The following is a 22,724-nucleotide window of genomic DNA, read 5'->3' as shown; positions in this document are numbered from 1 at the left end:
TCAACTGTAGAGTCGTTCGGGGCGGGCGGCGCGGGCCAGCCGGACCAGGGTGCGGAAAATGGCGCGTTGATGGCCGAGATAGGGCAGGTATTCCGGGTGCCACTGCACTCCCAGCATATAGTGTTCCCCTCGGTTCTCGATGGCCTGCACCAGGTCGTCCAGATCCCGGGCCGCCACCGCCAGGCCGTTACCCAGCCGGTTCACCGCCTGATGGTGCAGGCTGTTGATGCGCCAGCGTGGCCGGCACATGATGTCATGCAGCCGGCCCTGGCCGCAGCCGATGGCGGTTTTGCGTGGCAACAGGGTGCGGCGGTTGGAGGTGTGGCAGCGCAGCGGCCGGATATCCGAATGCAGGGAGCCACCCAGCACCACGTTGATCAGCTGGGCGCCGCGGCAGATGCCGAGCAGCGGCAGTTGAGTGTCGAGCGCATGCTCGATCAGTTCTATTTCGAAGGCGTCCCGCTCGGGATCGGCGGGGGCCCGGCCCGTGTCTTCGCCATAGAGGGTGGCATCGATATCGTCGCCGCCGCCGATAATCAGCCCCTGCAGCTTGTCCCGTTTGTGAGGCTGAAAGGTGGACGGCGTGAGCCGCAGCGCCCGGCCACCGGCCAGAAAAATGGCCAGTCGGGTGGCCCACCAGGCGCAGGGCAGCCGGCTGTCGGGCCCGGTCACGCCAATCAGCGGAGCCATGGTTTGACCTTGCTCATCCAGGGATCGAGAAAATCGGGTGTCAGGCTGTCCAGATGGACGGCATAGTGCCGACACAGCTGATCCAGCCGGCGTTCATCGTTGGCCAGCATTTCCACCTGCAGCCAGCCGGTCCAGGCGTGCTGCAACGACCAGCGCGGATTGTCTATATCGGAGTTGGGCAGCCGGTAGTGCAGCGTGGGCCTTTTGTTGACCTTGTCGTCCTGCACCCGCTGTTGCACCCGGGCCTCGTCGTGCCAGGCCAGCAGGGGCAGCAGATCCAGGGCGCGGTTGCGGCTGGGGTTGGCGACCAGATAATCGTCGCTGAATTGTGGCAAGTCGGGCCAGTAGTTTAGATCGATCACCTTGCGACTGTAGTCTTTGGCAAAGCTACGGATATAGGGCGACAGCTTGCGGGCCGCGACTATGTCTTCGTGCTGCTCCAGCCAGTCATGCAGACACAGGTAGGCCTTGAAATAGCGCAGCAGGGTGAGGTTGTCGGTGCCCGGCAGCTCCGGATTCAGGTGCAGGCCAAAGGCATAATGCAGGGCGTGACGGGTGCCTTTGGCACCACTGGCACGCAGCCGTTCAAACAGGGCGTCCAGCTGGTCGAGCCGAGAGAGCGGCAGCGGTGGGCTGACCAGCTCCAGCGGCACCAGTTGAAAGGCCAGGGTGCCCAGCAGCTCGGTGGCGGCCTGCTCCAGCTCGCCCGGCGGCTGCCGGAGCTGAACCCGAGCCAGCCGCTTGAGGTAATCGAAGTCCAGCTCGGCCCGGAAGGTACCGAGCGGGGTGTCGATTTCAATTTCGTATTCGGACCTTTGGCGTAACCGGCCATTCAGTTGTTCGGCCACCAGCTCGGCCAGCCGGGGCAGGGGCAGGCCGTTGAGTTCCAGCTCCACGCCGAGACGTCGTTCCTGACCGGAGGCCGAGTGTCTAAGTTCGGGTAAGCGGTATGCCATTGGTTGCTCCTGTCGGTTGAGCGGCTGCTTTCATCAACCCGGCTGTTGCCACCACCAGTAAAGTGCAAAGCCGGTCCAGCTCAGGGCCAGCAGCAACCAGGGAAGCCAGGCTCGGGTTGGCTCCGGGAGCGCGTCCTGCTCGTCGTTCTGGCCCCCGTCATCGGGCTGCTGCTGGCGAAGCTGCTGTTTTTTGGCCTTGTCGGCGGCGCGAGCGCGGGCCTTGTGCTGCTTCTTGTATTCTTCTATGCCTTTCTGGATGCCCTGGCTGATCAGCCGGGTCTGCTCCTTGGTCTGCCCCGGCCGCTGGGTTGCCCTGGCGATGCGGTCGGCCTCTTCCCGGGTCTCGGGCGAGGGGGCGGTTTTCCGGTGCTTGTTATAAGCCATTATGCGCCACCATTATTGCGCCACATTTATTACGCCACATTTATGCGCCACCATTATTGCGCCACCATTCATTGCGCCACATTATTGAGATAATGAATATCCATGCTGAACATGGCAAGCAGCAGGCCGGCGGCGGCGGCATAGAAGCCGAGCGGGTCTTTATGCCTGCAGGCACTCGCGAAGGGTGGCAGCCAGTCTATCAGCAGCTGATTGGCCAGCTCCCGTTGCTTGTCCAGCAGGGCGAGGCGATCGGTCTCGTTGTCGGCGGCGGCACCGGCCAGGGCGAGGGTGGCCATCATCTCCAGCTGGTTGCAGGCATTGAGCGGATCGTCGTCGTTCAGTCGGGTTCCGTGCTGATGCAACAGCGTACTCATCAGTATCATCGCCTCGTCTTCCGGCTGAGCCAGGGAGGCGGTATCGAGCAGCGAGGCCGTGCCAAACAGTCTTTGATAATGTTCACTCAATTCGGCCAAGGGCTTATCCAGCTCCAGCACCCGGCCGGCCTGCCGGCGAAAGGCTTCGGCTGCGTCCTGCAGCGGATCCAGGGTCGCCAGACTATCGAGGAAGGCATGCATGTCGTAGCTGTCGAACTCGCGGAGGTCGTCTTCGGTCAGCGGGGCGGCAAGGAGGGCGGTAAACCAGTGATACAGCTCGGCTCGGCGGTGCGAGGTCACCATGAAATCTTGCATATTATCCTCAAAGGCGGGTTGGGCACCGGTCAGCCTTTGGGCTGGCTTCCGGCTAAAAACCCCTATTCTATCGGGTTTAACAGCCAGATCTACCCTGGTTGCCGGTGAATCGACGGGTATTAAGGTGTTGCTTATTACTCAACTTTTTGTAAAATTTTCAACACAAAGATAAATAAATGTTGTTAACTGGTGTTCCGGGGCTAGGCCCGACCCGGTCTTAAGGGTAAACTCGGGACTTCAGTAACACCCCATGTGAGTCAGGAGAGACGGATGTTAAAGCGTGAAATGAATATCGCCGATTATGATCCTCAGCTGTGGCAGGCCATCTGTGATGAAACTCAGCGCCAGGAAGAGCATATCGAACTGATTGCGTCCGAGAACTACACCAGTCCGCGCGTGATGCAGGCCCAGGGTTCTCAGTTGACCAACAAGTATGCCGAAGGCTATCCGGGCAAGCGTTTCTACGGCGGCTGTGAATATGTCGACATCGCCGAAGAACTGGCCATCGAGCGCGCCAAGCAGCTGTTCGGTGCCACCTATGCCAACGTTCAGCCGCACTCCGGCTCCCAGGCCAACAACGCCGTCTTCATGGCGCTGGTCAAGCCCGGCGACACCGTCATGGGCATGAACCTGGCCCACGGTGGTCACCTGACTCACGGCTCTCCGGCCAACTTCTCCGGCAAGATGTACAACATAGTGCCTTACGGCATCAACGAAGCCGGCACGATCGATTACGAAGAAATGGAGCGTCTGGCGGTCGAGCACAAGCCGAAGATGATCATCGGTGGTTTCTCCGCCTTCTCCGGCATCGTCGACTGGGCGCGCATGCGTGAAATCGCCGACAAGGTCGGTGCCTGGTTCCTGGTGGACATGGCCCACGTGGCCGGTCTGATTGCCGCCGGTCACTATCCGAGCCCCATCGCTCACGCCCACGTGGTGACCACCACTACCCACAAGACCCTGGCCGGCCCCCGTGGCGGTCTGGTGCTGTCTGCCGAAAACAACGAAGAGCTGGAGAAGAAGCTGAATTCAGCCGTCTTCCCCGGTGGTCAGGGTGGTCCCCTGATGCACGTTATCGCCGCCAAGGCCGTGGCCTTCAAGGAAGCGCTGGAGCCCGAGTTCAAGGAATACCAGGGCCGGGTGCTGAAAAACGCCCAGGCCATGGCCGATGCCTTCCAGCAGCGCGGCTACAAGGTGGTGTCCGGTGGTACTTACAATCACCTGTTCCTGCTCGACCTGATCGACAAGGGCATCACCGGTAAGGAAGCCGACGCCGCCCTGGGTCGCGCCTTTATCACCGTGAACAAGAACGCCGTGCCCAACGACCCGCGCTCTCCGTTCGTGACCTCCGGTATCCGTATCGGTACCCCGGCGGTGACCCGTCGTGGTTTCAACGAAGCCGACGTGCGCGAACTGGCCGGCTGGGTCTGTGATGTGCTGGACGACATCAACGACGAAGCGACCATTGCCCGCGTGAAAGAGCAGGTGCTGGACATCTGCCGTCGTCACCCGGTTTACGCTTAATCGTATACCGATGACCGTATGAAAACGGCTGAATAAGAAACGGGGTCTGCGGACCCCGTTTTTGTATCTGGATACCGGAAAAATCGACAACTGACACCCCCTCCCTGCCTCCCCCTGGCGATAGTCGGCAGTGATGCCTGTATCCCCGCAGCCAAGGGGGAGGGGCTATTCGGTCTCACTGTTCAGGCTGTGTGCTTGTCTTTGCTCCCTCCCCTTGGCCTCGGGTTTGTCGGAATGACGACGGAGTGCAACGCAAGGGGAGGGTTGGGGAGGGGTTACTGTGTAGTGTTTTACATCTTGCAGACAGCTTCACGCTTACAACCGTGTTTCATTCTGGCAATCTGTAGCCTGCTTATTTACACTAACGGCCGAATTTAGCTCCCGGAGGCGCCATGCACTGTCCCTTCTGTCACGCAACCGAAACCAAGGTCATCGACTCCCGTCTGGTCGGGGAAGGATTGCAGGTGCGCCGTCGGCGGGAATGCAACGCCTGCAGGGAGCGCTTCACCACCTTCGAGAGCGCCGAGCTGGTGATGCCGCGGGTGATCAAGACCACCGGCATTCGCGAGCCTTTCAATGAAGACAAGCTGGAAGCCGGCATGCAGCGGGCGCTGGAAAAACGCCCGGTCAGTACCGAAGCCATCGAACAGGCGGTCAGCCGCATCATGTCTCAGTTGCGCGCCACCGGCGAGCGGGAAATCAAATCCGAACATATCGGCAACCTGGTGATGGAAGAGCTGAAGCAGCTCGACAAGGTCGCCTATATCCGTTTCGCCTCCGTTTATCGCTGCTTTGAAGACTTGCGCCAATTCGGCGAAGAAATAGCCCGACTGGAGCAATGAGTGTTTAATTCCGACGATGCGCGCTGGATGGCCAGGGCGCTTGAACTGGCCCGACGCGGGCGCTTTACCACCAGTCCCAACCCCTCGGTGGGCTGCGTCATGGTACAGAACGGCACCCTGGTGGGCGAAGGCTATCACCAGCAGGCCGGCGGCCCTCACGCCGAGGTCTTTGCCCTGCGCCAGGCCGGCTCCGCGGCCAAAGGCGCCACCGCCTATGTGACGCTCGAACCCTGCTCCCACCATGGTCGCACCCCCCCTTGTGCCCAGGGACTGATTGACGCCGGTGTGGCCAGGGTGGTTGCGGCCTCGGTGGACCCCAACCCCCGGGTGGCCGGGCGTGGCCTGGCCATGCTGACTGATGCGGGCATCACCGCCGAGGCGGGGCTGATGAGCGAGGCCGCCGAGGCCGTCAATACCGGTTTCATGCACCGCATGCGCACCGGGCTGCCCTTTGTGACCGTCAAGCTGGCCGCCAGCCTGGACGGTCGCACCGCCCTGGCCAACGGCGAGAGCAAGTGGATTACCGGCCCCGCCGCCCGCCGCGACGTGCAACGTCATCGCGCCCTGAGTTGCGCCATCCTGTCCGGTGCCGATACGGTGCTGGCCGACGATGCCAGCTTCAACGTGCGCTGGGGCGAGCTGCCCGCGTCGATACAGGCAGAATATGAAGCAAACCGGCTGCGCCAGCCGCTGCGGGTCATTATCGATACCCGCAACCGGCTGCATCCGGGCCTGAAGCTGTTCGGTCTGCCCGGTCCTGTGTTGCTGCTGCGCGGTGAGCGCACCGGCGGCTTCGGCGACCAGGTGGAAGAATGCGTACTGCCGTTGACCGATGCGGGCCAACTCGATCTGCCGCTGTTGCTGGCCGAGCTGGGCCGTCGCCAGCTCAATCACCTCTGGGTCGAGGCCGGAGCACGCCTCTGTGGTGCCCTGCTGAGCGCGGCACTGGTGGATGAACTGGTGTTGTATCAGGCGCCCAAGCTGATGGGCAGCGGCTCCCGTGGGCTGTTCGACTTGCCCGAACTGACCGCGATGGACCGGGTGCCACAGCTGGAATGGCGCGACTGCCGCCGGGTCGGCACCGATCTCAAACTGACCGCAAGGGTAAAAAACCGATGTTTACCGGAATAGTGGAAGCCACCGGCGTACTGGCCGATATTCGCCGCCAGGGTAATGAGTCTGTGATCCGTATTCACTGCCCCCGGCTGGATCTGTCGGACGTGAAACTGGGTGATTCTATCGCCACCAACGGCGTTTGCCTGACCGTGACCGAACTGGGTGCGGATTACTATTGTGCCGATGTGTCCGGCGAAACCATAGATCGTACCGGCTTTGCCGGCTATCGCACCGGTCAGGCGGTCAATCTGGAAAAAGCCCTGCTGGCCACCGCTCGGCTGGGTGGCCATCTGGTGTCCGGCCATGTGGACGGCGTCGGTCACATCCGCCGCCGCACCCAACTCGGCAACAGCGTGGAGCTGTGGGTCGAGGCCCCGGCCGAGCTGGCGCGCTATATCGCCGAAAAAGGCTCCATTACCGTGGACGGCATCAGCCTCACGGTCAACCAGGTGGACGCCGCGGCCTTTAAACTGACCCTGGTGCCCCATACATTACAGGAAACCACCCTCGACGACTGGCGGCCGGGCCGCCAGGTGAATCTTGAGGTGGATATTATTGCCCGCTATCTTGAACGTCTGCTGACCGCTGCGTCCGAGCCGCAACAGGGCGGACTGACGCTGGCGACTCTGGCCGCCAGTGGTTTTGTGAAATAGCGGTCTCGTTAGATAACAAGGGAGAACCCCATGGCTTTAAGCAGTACCCAGGAAATCATCGACGATATCCGGCAGGGCAAAATGGTCATTCTGATGGATGACGAAGACCGGGAAAACGAAGGTGATCTCATCATGGCCTCCGAGCATGTGCGCCCGGAAGACATCAACTTCATGGCCAAGTATGGCCGAGGCCTGATTTGCCTGACCCTGACCGAAGCCCGGTGTCGCCAGCTGGATATTCCCCAGATGGTCAGCCGCAACACAGAGCAGTTCTCCACCGCCTTCACCGTGTCCATCGAAGCCGCCGAAGGGGTGACCACCGGTATTTCCGCCGCCGACCGTGCCCACACGGTGCAGACCGCCGTGGCCAAGGAAGCCAAGCCGTCCGATCTGGTACAGCCGGGCCATATCTTTCCGCTCAAGGCCCAGAACGGCGGCGTGCTGACCCGCGCCGGTCATACCGAAGCGGGCTGTGATCTGGCCCGTCTGGCGGGACTGGAGGCCTCGTCGGTCATCGTCGAGATCCTCAACGAAGACGGCACCATGGCCCGTCGTCCCGATCTGGAAGTCTTCGCCGAACAGCACGGTATCAAGCTCGGTACCATCGCCGATCTCATCGAATACCGTAACCAGAACGAAACCACCATAGAACAGGTGGCGCGCTGCAACCTGCCCACCGAATACGGTGACTTCGAGCTGGTGACCTTCCGCGACACCATCGACAACCAGGTGCATTTCGCCCTGAAAAAAGGCGAAATCACGCCAGAGGTGCCAGCCCTGGTGCGGGTGCATATTCACGACATGTTTACCGATGTGCTGATGACCGATCGCCACTCGTCGCGTACCTGGCCGCTGGCCAAGTCGATGGCCCGCATCGCCGACGAAGGCGGCGTGCTGGTGATCCTCGGCCGGGAAGAAACGCCGGATCACCTGCTGTCGCTGGTCCGCCAGTTCGAGGCGGTGGATCGCGGCGAGCGGCCGGAAGGCGCCAAGCGTCAGGGCACCTCTCGCCGGGTCGGCGTCGGCTCGCAGATACTGCAGGCCATGGGGGTCGGCAAGATGAAATTGCTCAGCTCACCCAAACGCTACCATGCGTTGTCCGGCTTCGGCCTGGAAGTGGTCGACTACATCATCGACTGATCGATAGCACTGCCGCCGCCGGGGCGGTCGTTATGCGAGTGATGAAGCCCGCCGACCATCACCTTGGTGGTGTCGGCGGGCTTTTTGCCGGTTGTCGATTGAGTTTTCTCGCGTGAGCGTCAACAATGACCCGCTTCGTTTTATTGTACCAATCCGATTAAAGACGTGATCAGTGACTGATAACAATGCCGTATTTAAAGTCCAGTCATGACGGACCCGGTATCTTCCTGCATGGAGATCCTGACGTTCGTCAGGATGACGGTCTGTTTACCCTCACTTTACCCTCTGAACGGAGACAGAGATGACCACACCTGATTTTATTGTGCGAGACACGGCGCCCACCCCGGATGCCTGTGTGATCTGGCTGCACGGCCTGGGCGCCGACGGCCACGACTTCGAGCCGATCGTGCCCGAGCTGAACTTGCCGGTCGGCAGCGCCATTCGTTTTATCTTCCCCCATGCGCCCCGCATACCGGTGACTATCAACGGCGGCCTGCCGATGCCGGCCTGGTACGACATTCTGGCCATGAGTCTGGAGCGGGAAGTGGATGAGCTGCAGTTGCGAGCCTCGGCTTTGGCAATACAGGGGCTGATTGAACAGCTGCTGGCCCAGGGCTTCGACAGCCGCCGCATCGTGCTGGCCGGCTTTTCCCAGGGCGGCGCCGTGGCCTATGAGGCGGCGTTAAGTTACCACGAGCCGCTGGCCGGCTTGATTGCCATGTCCACCTATCTGGCCACCGCCGACAGCCTGCAGCGCCATGAGGCCAACCAGTACCTGCCGGTACAGATACTGCACGGCAGCCGCGATGGCGTGGTACCGGAGCTACTGGGCGAGCAGGCCTGTCAGCAGTTGCAGCAATGGGGTTTTGTGCCCGAATACCACAGCTACCCCATGGAGCACAGCGTGTGCGCCGCCGAAATTGCCGATATTTCCCGCTTCCTGTGCCGTTGCCTGCAGTTGCAGGACTGATGGCTGACGTTAATCAAGCGTTAATTTTCAAACCTATTTTCAAACCTGTTATCAAGGACACAAGATGAACCTGAACGAACTGCAGCACAAACTGCAACACACTCCCGAGACCATCGAATTTGCCGACACCATGGCGGTGATCGAGGGCCTGTACGACTTTACCCCCACCGCCTTTACCAACGGTGAAGTACGTAACGAGGCCGGGCAGAACAACGGCTCCTGCAAGCTGTTCGCCTTCGCCAGATTGCAGGGCTTCAACCCGCAGCAGACCCTGGCCTGCTTCGGCGCCTTCTATCGGAACGATGTACTGGGCAACCCGACTGGACAGGATCACCAGAATATCCGTAACTTCATTGATAGCGGCTGGGATGGCATCGAGTTTGCCGGTCAGCCGTTAGCGCCTAAAGCCTGATTAAGACCTGAACAACGCCCGATCACCACAAAGGATACCGCCATGGCCGGAGCTAGTCTGTTGACCCTGATTGATGATATCGCCACCCTGCTGGACGATGTATCCCTGATGACCAAGGTGGCGGCCAGAAAAACGGCCGGCGTGCTGGGAGACGATTTGGCGCTCAACGCCCAACAGGTCTCGGGGGTGCGGGCCGAGCGAGAAATTCCGGTGGTGTGGGCCGTTGCCAAGGGATCGTTGCGCAACAAGCTGATTCTGGTGCCGGCGGCGCTGTTGATCAGCGCGCTGGCGCCCTGGGCCATCATTCCCTTACTGATGCTGGGGGGCGCCTTTCTCTGCTACGAGGGCGTAGAAAAGCTGGTGCATTCCTTTTTGCACAAAACGAGTGACGAACACCGTCATCTGGTCGGGATCCAGCAGGTGGAAAAGCATGAGGCGGTGGATCTGGTGACGCTGGAGCGGGACAAGATCAAGGGCGCGATTCGTACCGACTTTATTCTGTCGGCCGAAATCATAGTGATCACCCTGGGCACGGTGGCCGGCGCCGGTTTCGGTCAGCAGGTAGCGGTGCTGGCCGGCATCGCCCTGCTGATGACCGTCGGGGTTTACGGTCTGGTGGCGGGCATCGTCAAACTGGACGATCTCGGCCTCTATCTAAGCCAGAAAACCGGCTTGCTGCAGCGCTTGGGCCGGGCCTTGCTGTCGGCCTGCCCCTATCTGATGAAAGGCCTGTCGGTGGTGGGCACCGCCGCCATGTTTCTGGTGGGGGGCGGTATTCTGGTACACGGCATACCCGGTGCCGAGCCCCTGATCCACGACTGGGCCCGGGGGCTGCCGTTATTGGGGAGCACGCTGAGCTGGCTGGCACCGATGCTGTTGAACGGCATCGTCGGTATGCTGGCAGGAAGTCTGGTACTGCTGCTGGTAAAAGGAGTCGGCCGGTTGAAGGCTGCCTGAATTACTCTCCCCTTGAATTCAAGCACGGTAGGTTGGGATGAGCGAAGCGAATCCCAACATCTGATTGACGGCAGAAATGTTGGGACTCATGCTTCGTCCCAACCTACTATTTTCCTCACGCCTCACGCCTCACGCCTCACGCCTCACGCCTCACGCCTTACCGTGGCCCTCGCCCCGCCCTTCGATTACGATACCATTCATACAGCGGCCGGCTCCGGAAGCTGAGCAATGCCAGTAGGATCAGCGCACAGCCAAACATTTTCTCTATCGGCATCGGCTCCTGATACCAGAACACGCTGATCAGTACCGTCCATATCGGCTCCAGCATCATGATCAGGGCGGCATTGGCCACGTTGCTGTATTTTTGTCCGGCGCTCTGACAGAAAAAGCGCAACGAGGTGGCCAGCAGCACGCTGGCGGCAAACCAGCCCCAGATTTCGGGCTCGATGGCTTCGGGCCAGTGTTCGAACAGGGTGGAATAAATCAGATGCATGACGCCGGTGACCGCCAGCTGGACACAGGTGAGCGCCATGGGATCGACGCGTCGGGCAAAGCGGCTGTTCAGATTGAAATACAGGGCCAGCGACAGGGAGGCCAGCAGAAACAGCAGTTGCCCGAGCGACAGACTCAGGCCCGAGCCCATGGTCAGTAAAAACAGTCCGGCGATGGCGATGGGCAGGGCCAGCCAGAATTGCCGACTGGGCCGCTCCCTGAAGAGCAACCAGGCCAGGGGCGGTACCATCAGCATGGCCAGGCTCATGATAAAGGCGCCTTCGCCGATGCCCTCGCTGTGGGAGATAGCCTGAATCCAGAAGATCAGGTTAAGGGTCATGACCAGGCCGGTGGCGGCGGCCTTGAGCAACAGCTCGGTGGACGTCTGGCGCAACTGACGATAACAGAACGGCAGCAGCAGCAGGGCCGCCAGCACAAAGCGCCAGCCCACAAAACCGGCGGGAGGCAGGCCCTGAATGGCTTCCTTGGAAAACAGCCAGCCGGCAGACGCCAGCAGAGTCGCCGTTAAAATAAACAGATCACCGCGCCGTTCTGGCAGCATAAATAGCCCTCGTCATGTTCTGGTGTAAAGCAGGTAAGGCAGGCCGGTCTACAGGATGAAGTGCGCGGTTCCATGGCAGGAAGGGGAGACCCGGCCGGCAGCGACACTACCTTATGCTATTTCACTTTATTTGCATACAGAGCCGTCTGGTTCTGTGGAACTGCCGACACTAACCGGCTTGATTGGCGAAGCGGCTTTCATCTGCATAAGCTTGCTGGAGTGGGGTCGATGAGGGGGATCAGTGATGGCAGAACATACGGACCCGGGGGCGGGCCAGCCGCAGGATGTGCCGCAACAAGTCGATGTCGACCCGGGGGTGATACTGGAACGCCTCGATACCTGGCTGGATGGCGGCATGCGCCTGTTGCCGAACATCTTGCTGGCGCTGGTGGTACTGGCCCTGTTCTATGGTATTGGCGCCTTGAGTCGGCGGCTGATACGGCGTCAGGGCCATCGCCGGGGGCGGGACAATCTGGGCGAGGTGCTGGGCGGCTTTGTGAAGTGGGTGGTGATATTGCTGGGTTTTTTGCTGGCTGCAACCATCGTCATTCCCAGCCTTAAACCGGGCGATCTGATTGCCGGTCTGGGGGTCGGCTCGGTAGCCATCGGCTTTGCCTTCAAGGACATACTGCAAAACTGGCTGGCGGGCCTGCTGATCCTGTTGCGTCAGCCCTTCAATATCAGGGATCAGATCGAGGTCAACGGCCATGAGGGCACGGTCGAGCGCATCGAAACCCGGGCCACCATCATCAAGACCCACGACGGCCGGCGCATCGTGATCCCCAACAGCGATATCTATACCAATGCGGTGCTGGTGAAAACCGCCTACGAGGACCGGCGCAGCCAGTACGATATCGGCATCGGCTATGAGGACGATATCGACCAGGCCTGCGAACTGCTGAAGGACGCCGTGACCAGATTGGAAGGGGTGAAGGCGGAGCCGGCGGTGCAGGCGCTGCCCTGGGATCTGGCGGCCAGCTGGGTGACCATAAGGGTGTGCTGGTGGACCGGCAGCCGGCAAAGCGAGGTAACCCGGGTGCATTCGGCGGTGGTCAGAACCATCAAGCTGACCCTGGAGCAGGCCAATGTCGATATGCCGGGCGAAACCCGGTTATGTCTGTTGCAGCATCAAACCGGGTCTGCCGACGGCGACCGTCAGGCATCCCCCCGGGAGCCGTCATCTTCAGCCCCATTATCTTCAGACCCGTCATCAACAGAGAAGCCAGGCTCGAAGTAAGGGGATGCTCAGAGCAAGGTCTTTGTCAACTTGCTCCCGGTGTTTGGGCTTTTGTCACCCTCCGGTTGTGCTAGAATGTGCGCACTTTTGTCCAAACAGGGATTTCCATGAAGGTAATCGAAGGGCTGATGGCCACTCCCGAGGCCAAGGTGGCGATCGTCGTCGCCCGTTTCAACAGCTTTATCAACGACAGCCTGGTGGCCGGAGCGCTGGATGTGCTCAAGCGTCAGGGTCAGGTAAAAGATGACAACATCACGCTGGTACGCGTACCGGGGGCCATCGAAATGCCGCTGGTGTGCAAAAAGCTCGCCAAGAGCGGTAACTACGATGCCATTGTGGCCCTTGGCTGCGTGATCCGCGGTGGTACCTACCATTTCGATCTGGTCGCCAATGAAAACAGCAAAGGCATGGCCAGTGTGATGATGGATTTCGAAGTGCCGATTGCCTTCGGGGTTCTGACCACCGAAAACATAGAACAAGCCATCGAGCGCGCTGGCACCAAGGCGGGTAACAAGGGCGCGGAAGCTGCCCTCAGCGCACTTGAAATGATTAACGTCCTGCAAGCGCTGGACTAAGAGGAGTACTGCATTGAAACCGTCTGAACGCCGTAAGGCCCGCCGTCTCGCTACCCAGGCCATTTACCAATGGCAAATGACCAAGGATAACGTGGCCGATATTGCCCAGCAGTTTGCGCTGGAACAGGACACCAAAGGGGTGGATCTGGATTATTTCCGCGATCTGCTGTTTGGGGTCTCGGTTCATGTCAAAGAGTTGGATGCGGTGTTTTCACCTTATCTGTCGCGCCCGCTGGCCGAGCTGGATGTGGTGGACAAGGCGGTGCTGCGGTTGGCCACCTATGAGCTGACTCGGCGTGAAGATGTGCCTTATCGGGTAGTGATCAACGAGGCGATCGAACTGGCCAAGGCGTTTGCCGCCGATGAAAGCCACCGCTTCGTCAACGGTGTGCTCGACAAGGTCATCAAGCAGTTAAAAAAATAAACAATAAGCACGGGAAAAAAGCCAGCGGTCGCTGGCTTTTCATTTATATGAATGAATTCGACATAATAAAACACTATTTTACCGTCGCCAGTCGCCGTAAGGATGTGCTGATGGGCCCGGGAGATGACTGTGCCCTGCTGCAGGTGCCACCCAATTCCCTGTTGGCGGTGAGCACCGACACCCTGGTGAGCGGGGTGCATTTTTTTGCCGATATGGACCCCATGGCCCTGGGGCACAAGGCACTGGCGGTCAATCTGTCGGATCTGGCGGCCATGGGCGCCGATCCCTGCTGGGTGTCGCTGGCGCTGACGCTGCCCGAGGTCGATGAAAACTGGATCAAGGGCTTTTGCGCCGGCTTCTTCGAACTGGCGGAATATTACAACGTGGCGCTGGTCGGCGGCGACATGACCCGAGGACCCTTGTCCATTACCGTGACCGTGCATGGCACCCTGCCGGAAGGCAAGGGCCTGCGGCGCAACGGCGCTCGCGTAGGCGATGGTATCTATGTCACCGGCACCCTGGGCGATGCGGCGCTGGGCCTGCAACAGGTGCAGGGCAGGGTGACGGTGCCCGAGCAGCACCGGGATTTTGTACGCACCAAGTTCGAACACCCTCATCCTCGCATTCTGGCGGGACAGGCACTGCGTGATATTGCCTCCAGCGCCCTGGACCTGTCCGACGGCCTGGCCGGAGATCTGGCCCATGTGGCCCGTGCTTCCGGCATGCGCGCCCAGCTGGAGCTGGAGCAACTGCCGCTGAGTGCCGCCATGCTGGCCACGGTGTCGCGGGAGCAGGGCTGGGAGTTGGCATTGACCGGCGGTGACGATTACGAGCTGTGCTTTACCGTGCCCGAGCTGCATCGGGGCCTGCTCGAAACGGCCCTGGCGCACATCGGCGTCAAGTTTACCCGGGTCGGACGTATGCTTGCCGGTGAGCCGGGCGTCGAGCTGACGTCCGAGGGACGCCCTTATCAACTGGCATCCCAAAGCTGGGATCACTTTCGCGGTGGTGACGAATGAGAAAGCCTGAGCTGGCGGCGCTGAAGCTGTCCAACCCGCTGCATCTGCTGGCCCTGGGATTTGGCACCGGCCTGAGCCCGGTCATGCCGGGTACCATGGGTACCCTGGCGGCGATACCGCTGTATCTGCTGATACAGGGTCTGTCGCCGCTGTGGTATCTGCTGATCCTGGCGTTGGGTTTTGTTGCCGGCATCTGGATTTGCAATGCGGCCACCCGGGCCATCGGTCGCCACGATCACGGTGCCATCGTCTGGGACGAGATCATCGGCTTTGGCATCACCATGTTCGCGGCCCCGGCCGGTGGCTGGTGGATACTGGTGGGCTTCGTGCTGTTCCGGTTTTTCGATATCGTCAAACCCTGGCCTATTCGCTGGTTCGATCGGCGGATACACGGGGGGTTCGGCATCATGTTCGACGACGTGATCGCCGGGCTGTTCGCACTGGCCTGCCTGCAATTGCTGGCGGCACTGCTGTAATCACTGGCCGTGCAGCCATTCCGGCTGTGCGGCACACTTCCTTTCTGCCAAACCTTCAAGCCTCTTTTCTGCCAAACCTTCAAACCTCGCTGAGGCCAACAGACCTTGCAGCGAAAGGCTACCCTGCCAATCATTCATTGGCTGACGTCATGCTTGTCCGGTATCGGTTGTCTGCCGCTTTATGTTCGTTATCGCCTTTTTATACCAATAGGGTTAATCAGCTACTCAGGCCGTCATTCTGACGAACGTCAGGATCTCCCTACAGTAAGATACCGGGGCTTTAAAGGCGTTGTTATTAGCGCCAAAAACCTGTTTTTTTCTCGTCAGCGTTTCAGCCCTCACTACCGATCCAGTTATTAACACCATTGATAATTTGATACTTGAAACATCTTGCTGAATGTGTGAGCTACCTCCCTATAACCGCGGTTTGTTTTGGCATAAAGACAGGACTACAATGGCTCTCTGATGTTGCTTTTTTGTTTCCGGTCATCCATGTTCGGCAACAGTATATCGGCTGCCATTGAAGGCGCCAGCGGCAGGATACGCAAGCGAGGGCCAGACCTCGGTTAAGGATGAACATGTCCCTGTTAGAAGTAAGGCATCTGCGAATCGAATATCCGTCCCGTCATGGCGTGATGGCCGCGGTGGACGATCTTTCCTTCAGCATCGAAAAAGGCGACATTCTCGGTGTGGTCGGCGAGTCCGGCGCCGGCAAGTCGACCATCGGCAATGCGATCATCGACCTGCTGAGTCCGCCCGGCAGCATGGCCAACGGCGACGTTTATCTGGACGGCGAGCAGATCTCGGGCCTGAGTCCGACCGAGATGCGCGCTATCCGCGGCAGCCGTATCGGTTTTATCTTTCAGGATCCCATGACCTCGCTCAATCCGCTGTTGACGGTGGAATATCAGATGGTCGAGACCCTGCTGGCCAATACCGACCTGAGCCGGGAGCAGGCCCGCCACAAGGCCATTTCGCTGCTCGACGCCGTGGGCATTCCCGAGCCGGAGCTGCGTATCAGGCAGTATCCTCACCAGTTTTCCGGCGGCATGCGTCAGCGGGTGGTGATTGCCATCGCCCTGTCCTGCGACCCCGAGCTGATCATCGCCGACGAGCCGACCACGGCGCTGGACGTGTCGATTCAGGACCAGATACTGACCCTGATCCGCAATTTGTGCAAAGAACGCAAGGTGGGCTGCATGCTGGTGACCCACGACATGGGGGTGGTGTCCAACGTCACCGACCGGGTGGCGGTGATGTATCGTGGCCGGCTGATGGAAATCGGCCCGACCGCCCGGGTGCTGGGTACCCCGGAACACGAATACACCAGAAGCCTGATCTCCGCCGTGCCCCGTTCCGACGTCAAGCTGCGGCGCTTTCCGCTGGTATCCTATATCGAGGACGCCAAAGAAAAGGTCAGCCTGGATCTCAAACGGCACTGGCTGGGCCAGAGTCAGGATCAGCGCGACTATCGGGGCGCCTTGCTGCGGGTGGAGCACTGCAACCTGCGCTTCGTGACCCGGGACTCGATTTTTCCTTCCCGCCGCCGGTATCTGCAGGCCACCAAGGATGTCAGCTTCGAGATCAACGAAGGGGAAACCTTCGGCCTGGTGGGGGAGTCGGGCTCCGGCAAATCCACCATAGCCCGGGCCATTACCGGCCTGTATCCGCCCGACAGCGGCCAGATCTGGTTCGAGGGCATAGAGCTCACCGCCATCAAGAGCGAGCAGGAGCGTCGCCCTCTGCGCCGGCAGATGCAGATGGTGTTCCAGAATCCCTATTCTTCGCTCAATCCGCGCATGCGGGTGGCGGACATCATCAATGAGCCGATCCGTTTTCACCAACTGGCGCAGAACGAGGCGCAGATCCGCGGCATCGTCGACGACCTGCTCGATTACGTCGGCCTGGGCCGGGCGGCGGGGCTCAAGTTTCCCCACGAGTTCTCCGGCGGTCAACGCCAGCGCATCTCCATCGCCCGCGCCCTGGCCACCCGGCCGCGGCTGCTGATCTGCGACGAGCCCACCTCGGCGCTGGATGTGTCGGTACAGGCGCAAATTCTGAATCTGCTCAAGGATTTGCAGGATGAGCTGAAGCTGACCATGCTGTTCATCAGCCACGATCTACCGGTCATCCGCCAGATGTGCGATCGCATCGGGGTAATGAACAAAGGCACCCTGGTGGAGGTGGCGGCCACCGAACAACTGTTTACCGATGCGGCGGATCCCTACAGCCGCTCGCTGATTGCACTGATGCCCGAATTCAAGGGCATGTCACGGGAAGGCCTGGACATTTCCAATACTCAAACGGGCCAACATTAATGATGTCAATGGAGTGTTTCATGAAATCAGGACTCAACAAGGTAACGGTGGCGCTGCTGGCGGCCGGCCTGGCATTCGGTGTGCAGGCCGCGGATATTACCATCGCCTACGACGCGGACCCGGTGTCGATGGACCCGCACGAGCAGCTGTCCGGCGCGACGCTGGAAATGTCTCATTTGCTGTTCGATCCCCTGGTGCGCTGGACCAGGGATTTCAAGATTGAGCCGCGACTGGCGGAAAAATGGGAGCGCATCGATGAAAACACCATGCGGTTTCATCTGCGCCAGGGCGTCACATTTCACAGTGGCAACGACTTTACCGCCGATGACGTGGTCTGGACCTTCAACCGGCTGAAGGCGTCGCCCGACTTCAAGGCTATTTTCGACCCCTTCAGCGCGGCGACCAGGGTGGACGAGCACACAGTGGATCTGGTGACCAAGGGACCCTTTCCGCTGGTGCTGAATACCGTGACCTATCTGTTTCCGATGGACTCGACGTTCTACAGCGGCACCAGCGACGACGGCAGGAACAAGGCCGATGTGGTCAAACACGGCAGCTCTTTCGCCTCGACGCACACCTCCGGTACCGGTCCCTTCAAGCTGAAGTTCCGTCAGCAGGGGGTCAAGGTGGAATACGAACGTCATGCCGATTACTGGGATAAAAACTCGCCCGGTAACGTACAGCACATGACGCTGGTGCCGATCAAGGAAGATGCTACCCGGGTGGCGGCATTGCTGGCCGGTGACGTGGACTTTATCAAGCCGGTATCGCCCAACGATCACGCCCGGGTCGAGTCTGCCGGTGGCGTCAAGCTGGTGACCGAGGCGGGTACCCGCATCATTACCTTCCAGCTCAATCAGGCGCGCTTCGAGCCCTTCAAGGACGTGCGCGTACGCCAGGCGGTAAACTACGCCATCAATCAGGAAGGCATCGTCAAGCGCATCATGCGTGGCTTCGGCACCACCGCCGGCCAGCAGGCACCGGCCGGTTATGTGGGGCACAACCCGGAGCTGACGCCGCGTTACGATCTGGACAAGGCCAAACAGCTGATGATGGATGCCGGTTACCAGGATGGCTTCAAGATCAGCATGATTGCGCCCAACAACCGTTATGTGAACGACTATCGCATTGCCGAGGCGGTCAAGGCGATGCTGGCACGCATCAACATAGAGGTGGATCTCAAGACCCTGCCGGTGGCCCAGTACTGGCCCGAGTTCGACAAGTGCGCCGCCGACATGCTGATGATTGGCTGGCACTCGGACACCGAAGACACCGCCAACTTCTCCGAGTTCCTGACCATGACCCGCAACGAGGAGACCGGTCGGGGCCAGTACAACTGCGGTCATTATTCCAACCCGGAACTGGACGCGCTTATCGAGTCCGCCAACCTGGAAACCGATGGTGGCAAGCGGGAACTGATGCTGCAACGGGCCGAGAAAATCCTCTATGACGACGCCGCCTTCGTGCCGCTGCACTGGCAGAACCTGGCCTGGGGCGCGCGCAACAATATAAATGCCGAGCCGGTGGTCAACGCCATGGACTTCCCCTACCTGGGGGATCTGGTGGTCGAATAAAAACGGCGAATAGGGAATAGGGAAAGGGATTGGGGATTCGCCCATTCCCTATTCCCCAATCCCCAATCCCCAATCCCGAATCCCTGTTTTTTCGTCCCCGGTCCCGCAGTTGGAATTTAAAAGATGCTTACTTTTTTACTGAAACGGCTGTTCCAGGTTCTGGTTGTGATGTTCGTCATCAGTCTGGTGGCGTTTTCGATTCAGGATAATCTGGGCGACCCGCTGCGCGAGCTGGTCGGTCAGTCGGTATCGGAAGAGGTGCGCCAGCAGATGCGTACCGAAATGGGTCTGAACGATCCCTTCATGATCAAGTACGGCCGTTTTATCGGCAATGCCCTGCAGGGGGATTTCGGCACCTCGTATTTTTACAAGCAGCCAACCCTGGAGGTGATTTTCGAGAAATTGCCGGCCACGCTGGAACTGGTGTTCTGTGCCAGCATCCTCATTATTGCCCTCAGCATACCGCTGGGGGTCTATTCGGCCATCAAGCCCCGCGCCTTCTTGTCCCGGGTCGTGATGGGGGTCAGCATCATCGGCATTTCGGTGCCGGTATTCCTCACCGCCATTCTGCTGATGTATGTCTTTTCCATCGAGCTGGGCTGGCTGCCCGCCTACGGCCGCGGCGAACTGACCAGCCCCTTGGGCTGGGAGTCGGGGCTGTTCAACTGGCAGGGCTTTCGCAACCTGATACTGCCGAGCATGGCGCTGTCGTCCATCATGCTGCCCCTGTTCATCCGTCTGGTGCGCTCGGAAATGCTGGAGCAGCTAAGTTCGGAATACGTCAAGTTTGCCTGGGCCAAGGGCCTGGGCAGGTACCGCATCTGGTTTATTCATGCCCTGAAAAATACCCTGTTGCCGCTGATCACGGTAGGCGGGGTGCAACTTGGTACCATGGTGGCCTACACCATTCTGACCGAGACGGTGTTTCAGTGGCCGGGCATAGGCCTGCTGTTCCTCGACGCCATCAATCGGGTGGATACGCCGCTGATCACCACCTACGTGATTTTTGTCGGCTTTATCTTTGTGGTGACCAACACCGTCGTCGATTTGATCTACGGCCTGATCAATCCGACCGTCAACCTGGCAGCGAAGGGATAAGCATGATGACGACAGACATTAACCCGAGCCGTTGGGCCCGGTTCAGGCAGTCGGATTTTCTGTACCACTTTCGGCGCGACAAGGTGGCTATGGTCAGCTTTGCGGTGTTTGTGACCTTGCTGGCCGCCGCTTTGCTGTCGCCGATTATCGCGCCGCACAATCCTTATGATCTGGCCACCATCGACATTCTGGACTCGGAGTTGCCACCCAGCTGGCAGGACATGGGCGACGAGCGCTTTGTGTTGGGCACCGATGTGCAGGGGCGGGATATTCTGAGCACCATTCTCTATGGCTCCCGGGTGTCGTTGATTATCGGCCTGGGCGCGGTGGCGTTGCAGTTGGTGATCGGCATAGTAGTAGGCCTGTCGGCCGGTTACTTCGGTGGCCGCATCGACAACCTGCTGATGCGGGTTGCCGATGTGCAGCTGTCATTCTCGACCATGATGGTGGCCATTATCGTATCGGCGGTGTTTCAGGCCACCCTGGGCGCGGACTTTTACGCCGAATATGCGGTGCTGATGCTGGTGGTGATCATCGGCCTGGCCGAGTGGCCCCAGTATGCGCGGACCATTCGCGCCACCGTGCTGGCGGAAAAGAAGAAGGAATACGTGGAGGCGGCCAAGGTGATGGGCTTCAAGTCCATGCGCATCATGTTCCGCCACATACTGCCCAACTGCCTGTCGCCGATACTGGTGATTTCCACTGTGCAGGTGGCCAACGCCATCATGAGCGAGGCGGCGCTGTCGTTCCTGGGGCTGGGTATGCCGGTGGACAAACCCTCGCTGGGGTCGCTTATCAGCATGGGATTCAGTTACATCTTTTCCGGCTCCTGGTGGATCACCGCCTTCCCCGGTATCTATCTGGTGATACTGGTACTGGTGATCAATTTGCTCGGCGACTGGCTGCGTGATGTGTTCAACCCCAAGTTGTACAAGGGATAATCACAGCCGTAAGCCGTAAGCCGTAAGCCGTAAGCCGTAAGTTGTTTGGTGTTGTAGGTGATGCCAGCCTTTGAGTCGTTGCCGTAGGTTGGAATGAGCGAAGCGAATTCCAACATTTTGCAGACGCCTGTATTTGTTGTGACATCACAACCGACGTGTACCTTTTGTACCTTTTGTACCTTTTGTACCTTTTATACCTTTTTTGGTGTGACGCCACATTACTTAACCAATGCGGATGTTCTGCAAATCAAATATACCTTTTATACCTTTTATACCTTTCACTCAGGAGTCCCTTCTTGCTGGCCACCCGGTATTTGTTATTCCCCCTCGCTGTGCGCCGTCGACTGGCGGGAATACTGATCATGACGTCCATGGCGCTGGTGGCGGCAGACTTGCTGGGGCTGCCGGTCAGTCGTCTCTGGGCCGGGGCCGGGTACTGGTGTGCGGCGGTTTTGCTGTGGTCGGGGCTGGCCCGGCGCAACCGTATTCAGGCATTGCTGTTGCTGCTGCTGGGGGCCGGCTGTCTGGCATTGAGCCAGGGTCCGGGCACCGAGGTGGACGTTGAACGGCTGCTGGTCGGCAACAGCGGCCTGCTCTCCATGCTGGTGGCGGTCAGCTTTCTCGGGCTGGTGAGCCGACCCGGTGGTGAGGCCGATGCCGCCTTGCCCCGTGGGCGCCGGGCGGTGGCCTCTACCCTGGGGGCGGTGCACCTGTTCGGCTCCGTGATTAACCTGTCGTCTGTGTTCATCATCGGCGACCGGCTGTCACGAAATGGCACTGTCAGCCGGGAGCAGGCCATAGTGCTTATTCGCGGTTTTACCGCAGCCGCCTTCTGGTCGCCCTTCTTTGCCGCCATGGCGGTGGCGCTGAGCGTGGCGCCCGATGCCCGCCTGAGTATGCTCTGGCTGGTCGGCATGCCGCTGGCGCTGATGGCCATGGGCCTGACCTGCTGGCAGCTGAGCCGTCAACAGGGCCGTCAACAGGGCCGTCAACAGGGCGGGAAAAAGGTGGCGGCACTGAGCGAGTTCCGGGGTTACCCGCTACAGGCGGAGGGACTGATGCTACCGGGGTTGTTGGCCGCCGCCGTGCTGCTGTCGCATCAGCTATGGCCAGTGTTGTCCATCCTGTCGGTGATCACCCTGCTGTCGCCCCTGCTCACCCTGCTGGTACTGACGGCGGGAAGGCGCTCGCCGCTGGCCGGGCTGGGGCAACTGGTCAACGGCCGTTTGCCCCAGATGGGCAACGAGCTGGCGTTGTTTCTTGCCGCGGGTGTGCTGGCTTACGGGCTGGAAAGCCTGCTGTCGAGCTGGGGCGGCACCCTGCCGCTTGACGGATTTGGTGCCACCGAGGCCAGCCTGACCTATCTGGCTACCGTGTTATTGTCCCTGCTCGGTATTCACCCCATCATCTGTATCGCCCTGGCGGGTTCGGTGCTAGCACCGCTTGAGCCTGATCATACGTTGCTGGCACTGGTGTTTTTGTCGTCCTGGGCGCTGGGGACGCCTACCGGGCCTCTGTCCGGCATCAACCTGGCATTTCAGGGCCGCTACGGGGTGGACTCCTTTCAGATCATGCGCTGGAACCTGAGCTATCTTGGCCTGATGTCGGTGCTGGTGGTACTGGCCATCTGGGCATTGGCCGCCCTGCTCGGAGTGGATTAATCAAGACACTGGTG

At 60.0% G+C, this 22,724-nt stretch carries 23 protein-coding genes; 18 read left to right on the top strand and 5 right to left on the bottom strand.

Annotation, left to right across the window (positions count from 1 at the left end):
- The 4 genes from HNR62_RS05520 to HNR62_RS05505 all read right to left on the bottom strand — a co-directional run bounded on the left by HNR62_RS05520 (window position 1) and on the right by HNR62_RS05505 (window position 2,719).
- Window positions 1-690, bottom strand: a complete 690-nt coding sequence (locus HNR62_RS05520) for a gamma-glutamyl-gamma-aminobutyrate hydrolase family protein (protein WP_204795094.1) — start codon at window positions 688-690, stop codon at window positions 1-3.
- Complete coding sequence (locus tag HNR62_RS05515; protein WP_204795093.1) at window positions 678-1,646, bottom strand: amidoligase family protein; 969 nt, start codon at window positions 1,644-1,646, stop codon at window positions 678-680. The genes HNR62_RS05520 and HNR62_RS05515 overlap by 13 nt, the downstream gene beginning before the upstream one ends.
- Window positions 1,647-1,679: 33 nt before the next feature.
- The gene (locus HNR62_RS05510) at window positions 1,680-2,030 is read right to left on the bottom strand and encodes a DUF2956 family protein (RefSeq protein ID WP_204795092.1); all 351 of its coding nucleotides are present in this window, start codon (window positions 2,028-2,030) and stop codon (window positions 1,680-1,682) included.
- A 68-nt stretch (window positions 2,031-2,098) separates the two neighbouring features.
- A complete protein-coding gene (locus HNR62_RS05505) occupies window positions 2,099-2,719 on the bottom strand; it encodes a molecular chaperone TorD family protein (RefSeq protein WP_204795091.1) in 621 nt (206 codons plus the stop codon).
- Window positions 2,720-2,989: 270 nt separating this feature from the next.
- Between HNR62_RS05505 and glyA the strand changes: the two genes are divergently transcribed.
- The 8 genes from glyA to HNR62_RS05465 all read left to right on the top strand — a co-directional run bounded on the left by glyA (window position 2,990) and on the right by HNR62_RS05465 (window position 10,333).
- Window positions 2,990-4,243 carry a serine hydroxymethyltransferase gene (gene glyA, locus HNR62_RS05500; RefSeq protein WP_204795090.1) on the top strand — a complete coding sequence of 418 codons (1,254 nt, stop codon included), beginning with the start codon at window positions 2,990-2,992 and terminating at the stop codon, window positions 4,241-4,243.
- A 392-nt stretch (window positions 4,244-4,635) separates the two neighbouring features.
- Window positions 4,636-5,085 carry a transcriptional regulator NrdR gene (gene nrdR / locus HNR62_RS05495; RefSeq protein WP_204795089.1) on the top strand — a complete coding sequence of 150 codons (450 nt, stop codon included), beginning with the start codon at window positions 4,636-4,638 and terminating at the stop codon, window positions 5,083-5,085.
- The gene (ribD, locus tag HNR62_RS05490; RefSeq protein WP_204795088.1) at window positions 5,086-6,216 is read left to right on the top strand and encodes a bifunctional diaminohydroxyphosphoribosylaminopyrimidine deaminase/5-amino-6-(5-phosphoribosylamino)uracil reductase RibD; all 1,131 of its coding nucleotides are present in this window, start codon (window positions 5,086-5,088) and stop codon (window positions 6,214-6,216) included.
- Window positions 6,201-6,854 (top strand): riboflavin synthase, encoded by a 654-nt coding sequence (locus HNR62_RS05485; protein ID WP_204795087.1) that lies wholly within the window; start codon window positions 6,201-6,203, stop codon window positions 6,852-6,854. Before ribD ends, HNR62_RS05485 begins: the two co-directional genes overlap by 16 nt.
- Before the next feature lie 30 nt (window positions 6,855-6,884).
- Window positions 6,885-7,994: a bifunctional 3,4-dihydroxy-2-butanone-4-phosphate synthase/GTP cyclohydrolase II gene (ribBA, locus tag HNR62_RS05480; RefSeq protein ID WP_204795086.1), complete on the top strand. Its 1,110-nt coding sequence runs from the start codon at window positions 6,885-6,887 to the stop codon at window positions 7,992-7,994.
- Between the two features lie 301 nt (window positions 7,995-8,295).
- On the top strand, window positions 8,296-8,964 hold the full coding sequence (locus HNR62_RS05475; RefSeq protein WP_204795085.1) for an alpha/beta hydrolase: 669 nt from the start codon (window positions 8,296-8,298) through the stop codon (window positions 8,962-8,964).
- Between the two features lie 64 nt (window positions 8,965-9,028).
- Window positions 9,029-9,376: a HopJ type III effector protein gene (locus tag HNR62_RS05470; RefSeq protein ID WP_204795084.1), complete on the top strand. Its 348-nt coding sequence runs from the start codon at window positions 9,029-9,031 to the stop codon at window positions 9,374-9,376.
- Window positions 9,377-9,418: 42 nt separating this feature from the next.
- Entirely contained in the window at window positions 9,419-10,333 is a 915-nt protein-coding gene (locus HNR62_RS05465) for a DUF808 domain-containing protein (RefSeq protein WP_204795083.1), read from the top strand.
- A 157-nt stretch (window positions 10,334-10,490) separates the two neighbouring features.
- Here the strand turns inward: HNR62_RS05465 and HNR62_RS05460 are convergent, their stop codons facing one another.
- Window positions 10,491-11,387, bottom strand: a complete 897-nt coding sequence (locus HNR62_RS05460; protein WP_204795082.1) for a DMT family transporter — start codon at window positions 11,385-11,387, stop codon at window positions 10,491-10,493.
- A 244-nt stretch (window positions 11,388-11,631) separates the two neighbouring features.
- On the opposite strand from HNR62_RS05460, the gene HNR62_RS05455 reads away from it, so the two are divergent.
- The 10 genes from HNR62_RS05455 to HNR62_RS05410 all read left to right on the top strand — a co-directional run bounded on the left by HNR62_RS05455 (window position 11,632) and on the right by HNR62_RS05410 (window position 22,710).
- Window positions 11,632-12,624 (top strand): mechanosensitive ion channel family protein, encoded by a 993-nt coding sequence (locus tag HNR62_RS05455; RefSeq protein ID WP_204795081.1) that lies wholly within the window; start codon window positions 11,632-11,634, stop codon window positions 12,622-12,624.
- 107 nt (window positions 12,625-12,731) lie between these two features.
- Window positions 12,732-13,199 carry a 6,7-dimethyl-8-ribityllumazine synthase gene (gene ribH, locus HNR62_RS05450; protein WP_071471517.1) on the top strand — a complete coding sequence of 156 codons (468 nt, stop codon included), beginning with the start codon at window positions 12,732-12,734 and terminating at the stop codon, window positions 13,197-13,199.
- Window positions 13,200-13,212: 13 nt separating this feature from the next.
- Window positions 13,213-13,623 (top strand): transcription antitermination factor NusB, encoded by a 411-nt coding sequence (gene nusB / locus HNR62_RS05445; protein WP_104486229.1) that lies wholly within the window; start codon window positions 13,213-13,215, stop codon window positions 13,621-13,623.
- 47 nt (window positions 13,624-13,670) lie between these two features.
- Window positions 13,671-14,642 carry a thiamine-phosphate kinase gene (gene thiL, locus HNR62_RS05440; protein WP_204795080.1) on the top strand — a complete coding sequence of 324 codons (972 nt, stop codon included), beginning with the start codon at window positions 13,671-13,673 and terminating at the stop codon, window positions 14,640-14,642.
- Window positions 14,639-15,118, top strand: a complete 480-nt coding sequence (locus HNR62_RS05435; RefSeq protein ID WP_204795079.1) for a phosphatidylglycerophosphatase A family protein — start codon at window positions 14,639-14,641, stop codon at window positions 15,116-15,118. The genes thiL and HNR62_RS05435 overlap by 4 nt, the downstream gene beginning before the upstream one ends.
- 578 nt (window positions 15,119-15,696) lie before the next feature.
- Complete coding sequence (locus HNR62_RS05430; protein WP_204795078.1) at window positions 15,697-17,436, top strand: dipeptide ABC transporter ATP-binding protein; 1,740 nt, start codon at window positions 15,697-15,699, stop codon at window positions 17,434-17,436.
- A gap of 20 nt (window positions 17,437-17,456) precedes the next feature.
- Complete coding sequence (locus HNR62_RS05425) at window positions 17,457-19,010, top strand: ABC transporter substrate-binding protein (protein ID WP_204795077.1); 1,554 nt, start codon at window positions 17,457-17,459, stop codon at window positions 19,008-19,010.
- Window positions 19,011-19,133: 123 nt separating this feature from the next.
- On the top strand, window positions 19,134-20,108 hold the full coding sequence (locus HNR62_RS05420) for an ABC transporter permease (protein ID WP_204795076.1): 975 nt from the start codon (window positions 19,134-19,136) through the stop codon (window positions 20,106-20,108).
- Between the two features lie 2 nt (window positions 20,109-20,110).
- Window positions 20,111-21,049: an ABC transporter permease gene (locus HNR62_RS05415; protein WP_420827139.1), complete on the top strand. Its 939-nt coding sequence runs from the start codon at window positions 20,111-20,113 to the stop codon at window positions 21,047-21,049.
- A gap of 296 nt (window positions 21,050-21,345) precedes the next feature.
- A complete protein-coding gene (locus HNR62_RS05410; protein ID WP_204795075.1) occupies window positions 21,346-22,710 on the top strand; it encodes a hypothetical protein in 1,365 nt (454 codons plus the stop codon).
- Window positions 22,711-22,724: the final 14 nt, after the last annotated feature.

Source organism: Oceanisphaera litoralis (genome assembly GCF_016907015.1).
GTDB classification, from domain to species: domain Bacteria; phylum Pseudomonadota; class Gammaproteobacteria; order Enterobacterales; family Aeromonadaceae; genus Oceanimonas; species Oceanimonas litoralis.
This window is presented reverse-complemented; position numbering and strand designations above follow the sequence as displayed.

Coding starts and splice junctions, on each gene's coding strand:
- HNR62_RS05435 (WP_204795079.1), top strand. CDS start 14,639: ATGAGAAAGCCTGAGCTGGCGGCGCTGAAGCTGTCCAACCCGCTGCAT.
- HNR62_RS05420 (WP_204795076.1), top strand. CDS start 19,134: ATGCTTACTTTTTTACTGAAACGGCTGTTCCAGGTTCTGGTTGTGATG.
- thiL (WP_204795080.1), top strand. CDS start 13,671: ATGAATGAATTCGACATAATAAAACACTATTTTACCGTCGCCAGTCGC.
- HNR62_RS05520 (WP_204795094.1), bottom strand. CDS start 690: ATGGCTCCGCTGATTGGCGTGACCGGGCCCGACAGCCGGCTGCCCTGC.
- HNR62_RS05505 (WP_204795091.1), bottom strand. CDS start 2,719: ATGCAAGATTTCATGGTGACCTCGCACCGCCGAGCCGAGCTGTATCAC.
- HNR62_RS05485 (WP_204795087.1), top strand. CDS start 6,201: ATGTTTACCGGAATAGTGGAAGCCACCGGCGTACTGGCCGATATTCGC.
- HNR62_RS05415 (WP_420827139.1), top strand. CDS start 20,111: ATGATGACGACAGACATTAACCCGAGCCGTTGGGCCCGGTTCAGGCAG.
- HNR62_RS05455 (WP_204795081.1), top strand. CDS start 11,632: ATGGCAGAACATACGGACCCGGGGGCGGGCCAGCCGCAGGATGTGCCG.
- HNR62_RS05465 (WP_204795083.1), top strand. CDS start 9,419: ATGGCCGGAGCTAGTCTGTTGACCCTGATTGATGATATCGCCACCCTG.
- HNR62_RS05515 (WP_204795093.1), bottom strand. CDS start 1,646: ATGGCATACCGCTTACCCGAACTTAGACACTCGGCCTCCGGTCAGGAA.
- HNR62_RS05470 (WP_204795084.1), top strand. CDS start 9,029: ATGAACCTGAACGAACTGCAGCACAAACTGCAACACACTCCCGAGACC.
- HNR62_RS05460 (WP_204795082.1), bottom strand. CDS start 11,387: ATGCTGCCAGAACGGCGCGGTGATCTGTTTATTTTAACGGCGACTCTG.
- HNR62_RS05425 (WP_204795077.1), top strand. CDS start 17,457: ATGAAATCAGGACTCAACAAGGTAACGGTGGCGCTGCTGGCGGCCGGC.
- nrdR (WP_204795089.1), top strand. CDS start 4,636: ATGCACTGTCCCTTCTGTCACGCAACCGAAACCAAGGTCATCGACTCC.
- glyA (WP_204795090.1), top strand. CDS start 2,990: ATGTTAAAGCGTGAAATGAATATCGCCGATTATGATCCTCAGCTGTGG.
- HNR62_RS05475 (WP_204795085.1), top strand. CDS start 8,296: ATGACCACACCTGATTTTATTGTGCGAGACACGGCGCCCACCCCGGAT.
- ribH (WP_071471517.1), top strand. CDS start 12,732: ATGAAGGTAATCGAAGGGCTGATGGCCACTCCCGAGGCCAAGGTGGCG.
- ribBA (WP_204795086.1), top strand. CDS start 6,885: ATGGCTTTAAGCAGTACCCAGGAAATCATCGACGATATCCGGCAGGGC.
- HNR62_RS05430 (WP_204795078.1), top strand. CDS start 15,697: ATGTCCCTGTTAGAAGTAAGGCATCTGCGAATCGAATATCCGTCCCGT.
- HNR62_RS05510 (WP_204795092.1), bottom strand. CDS start 2,030: ATGGCTTATAACAAGCACCGGAAAACCGCCCCCTCGCCCGAGACCCGG.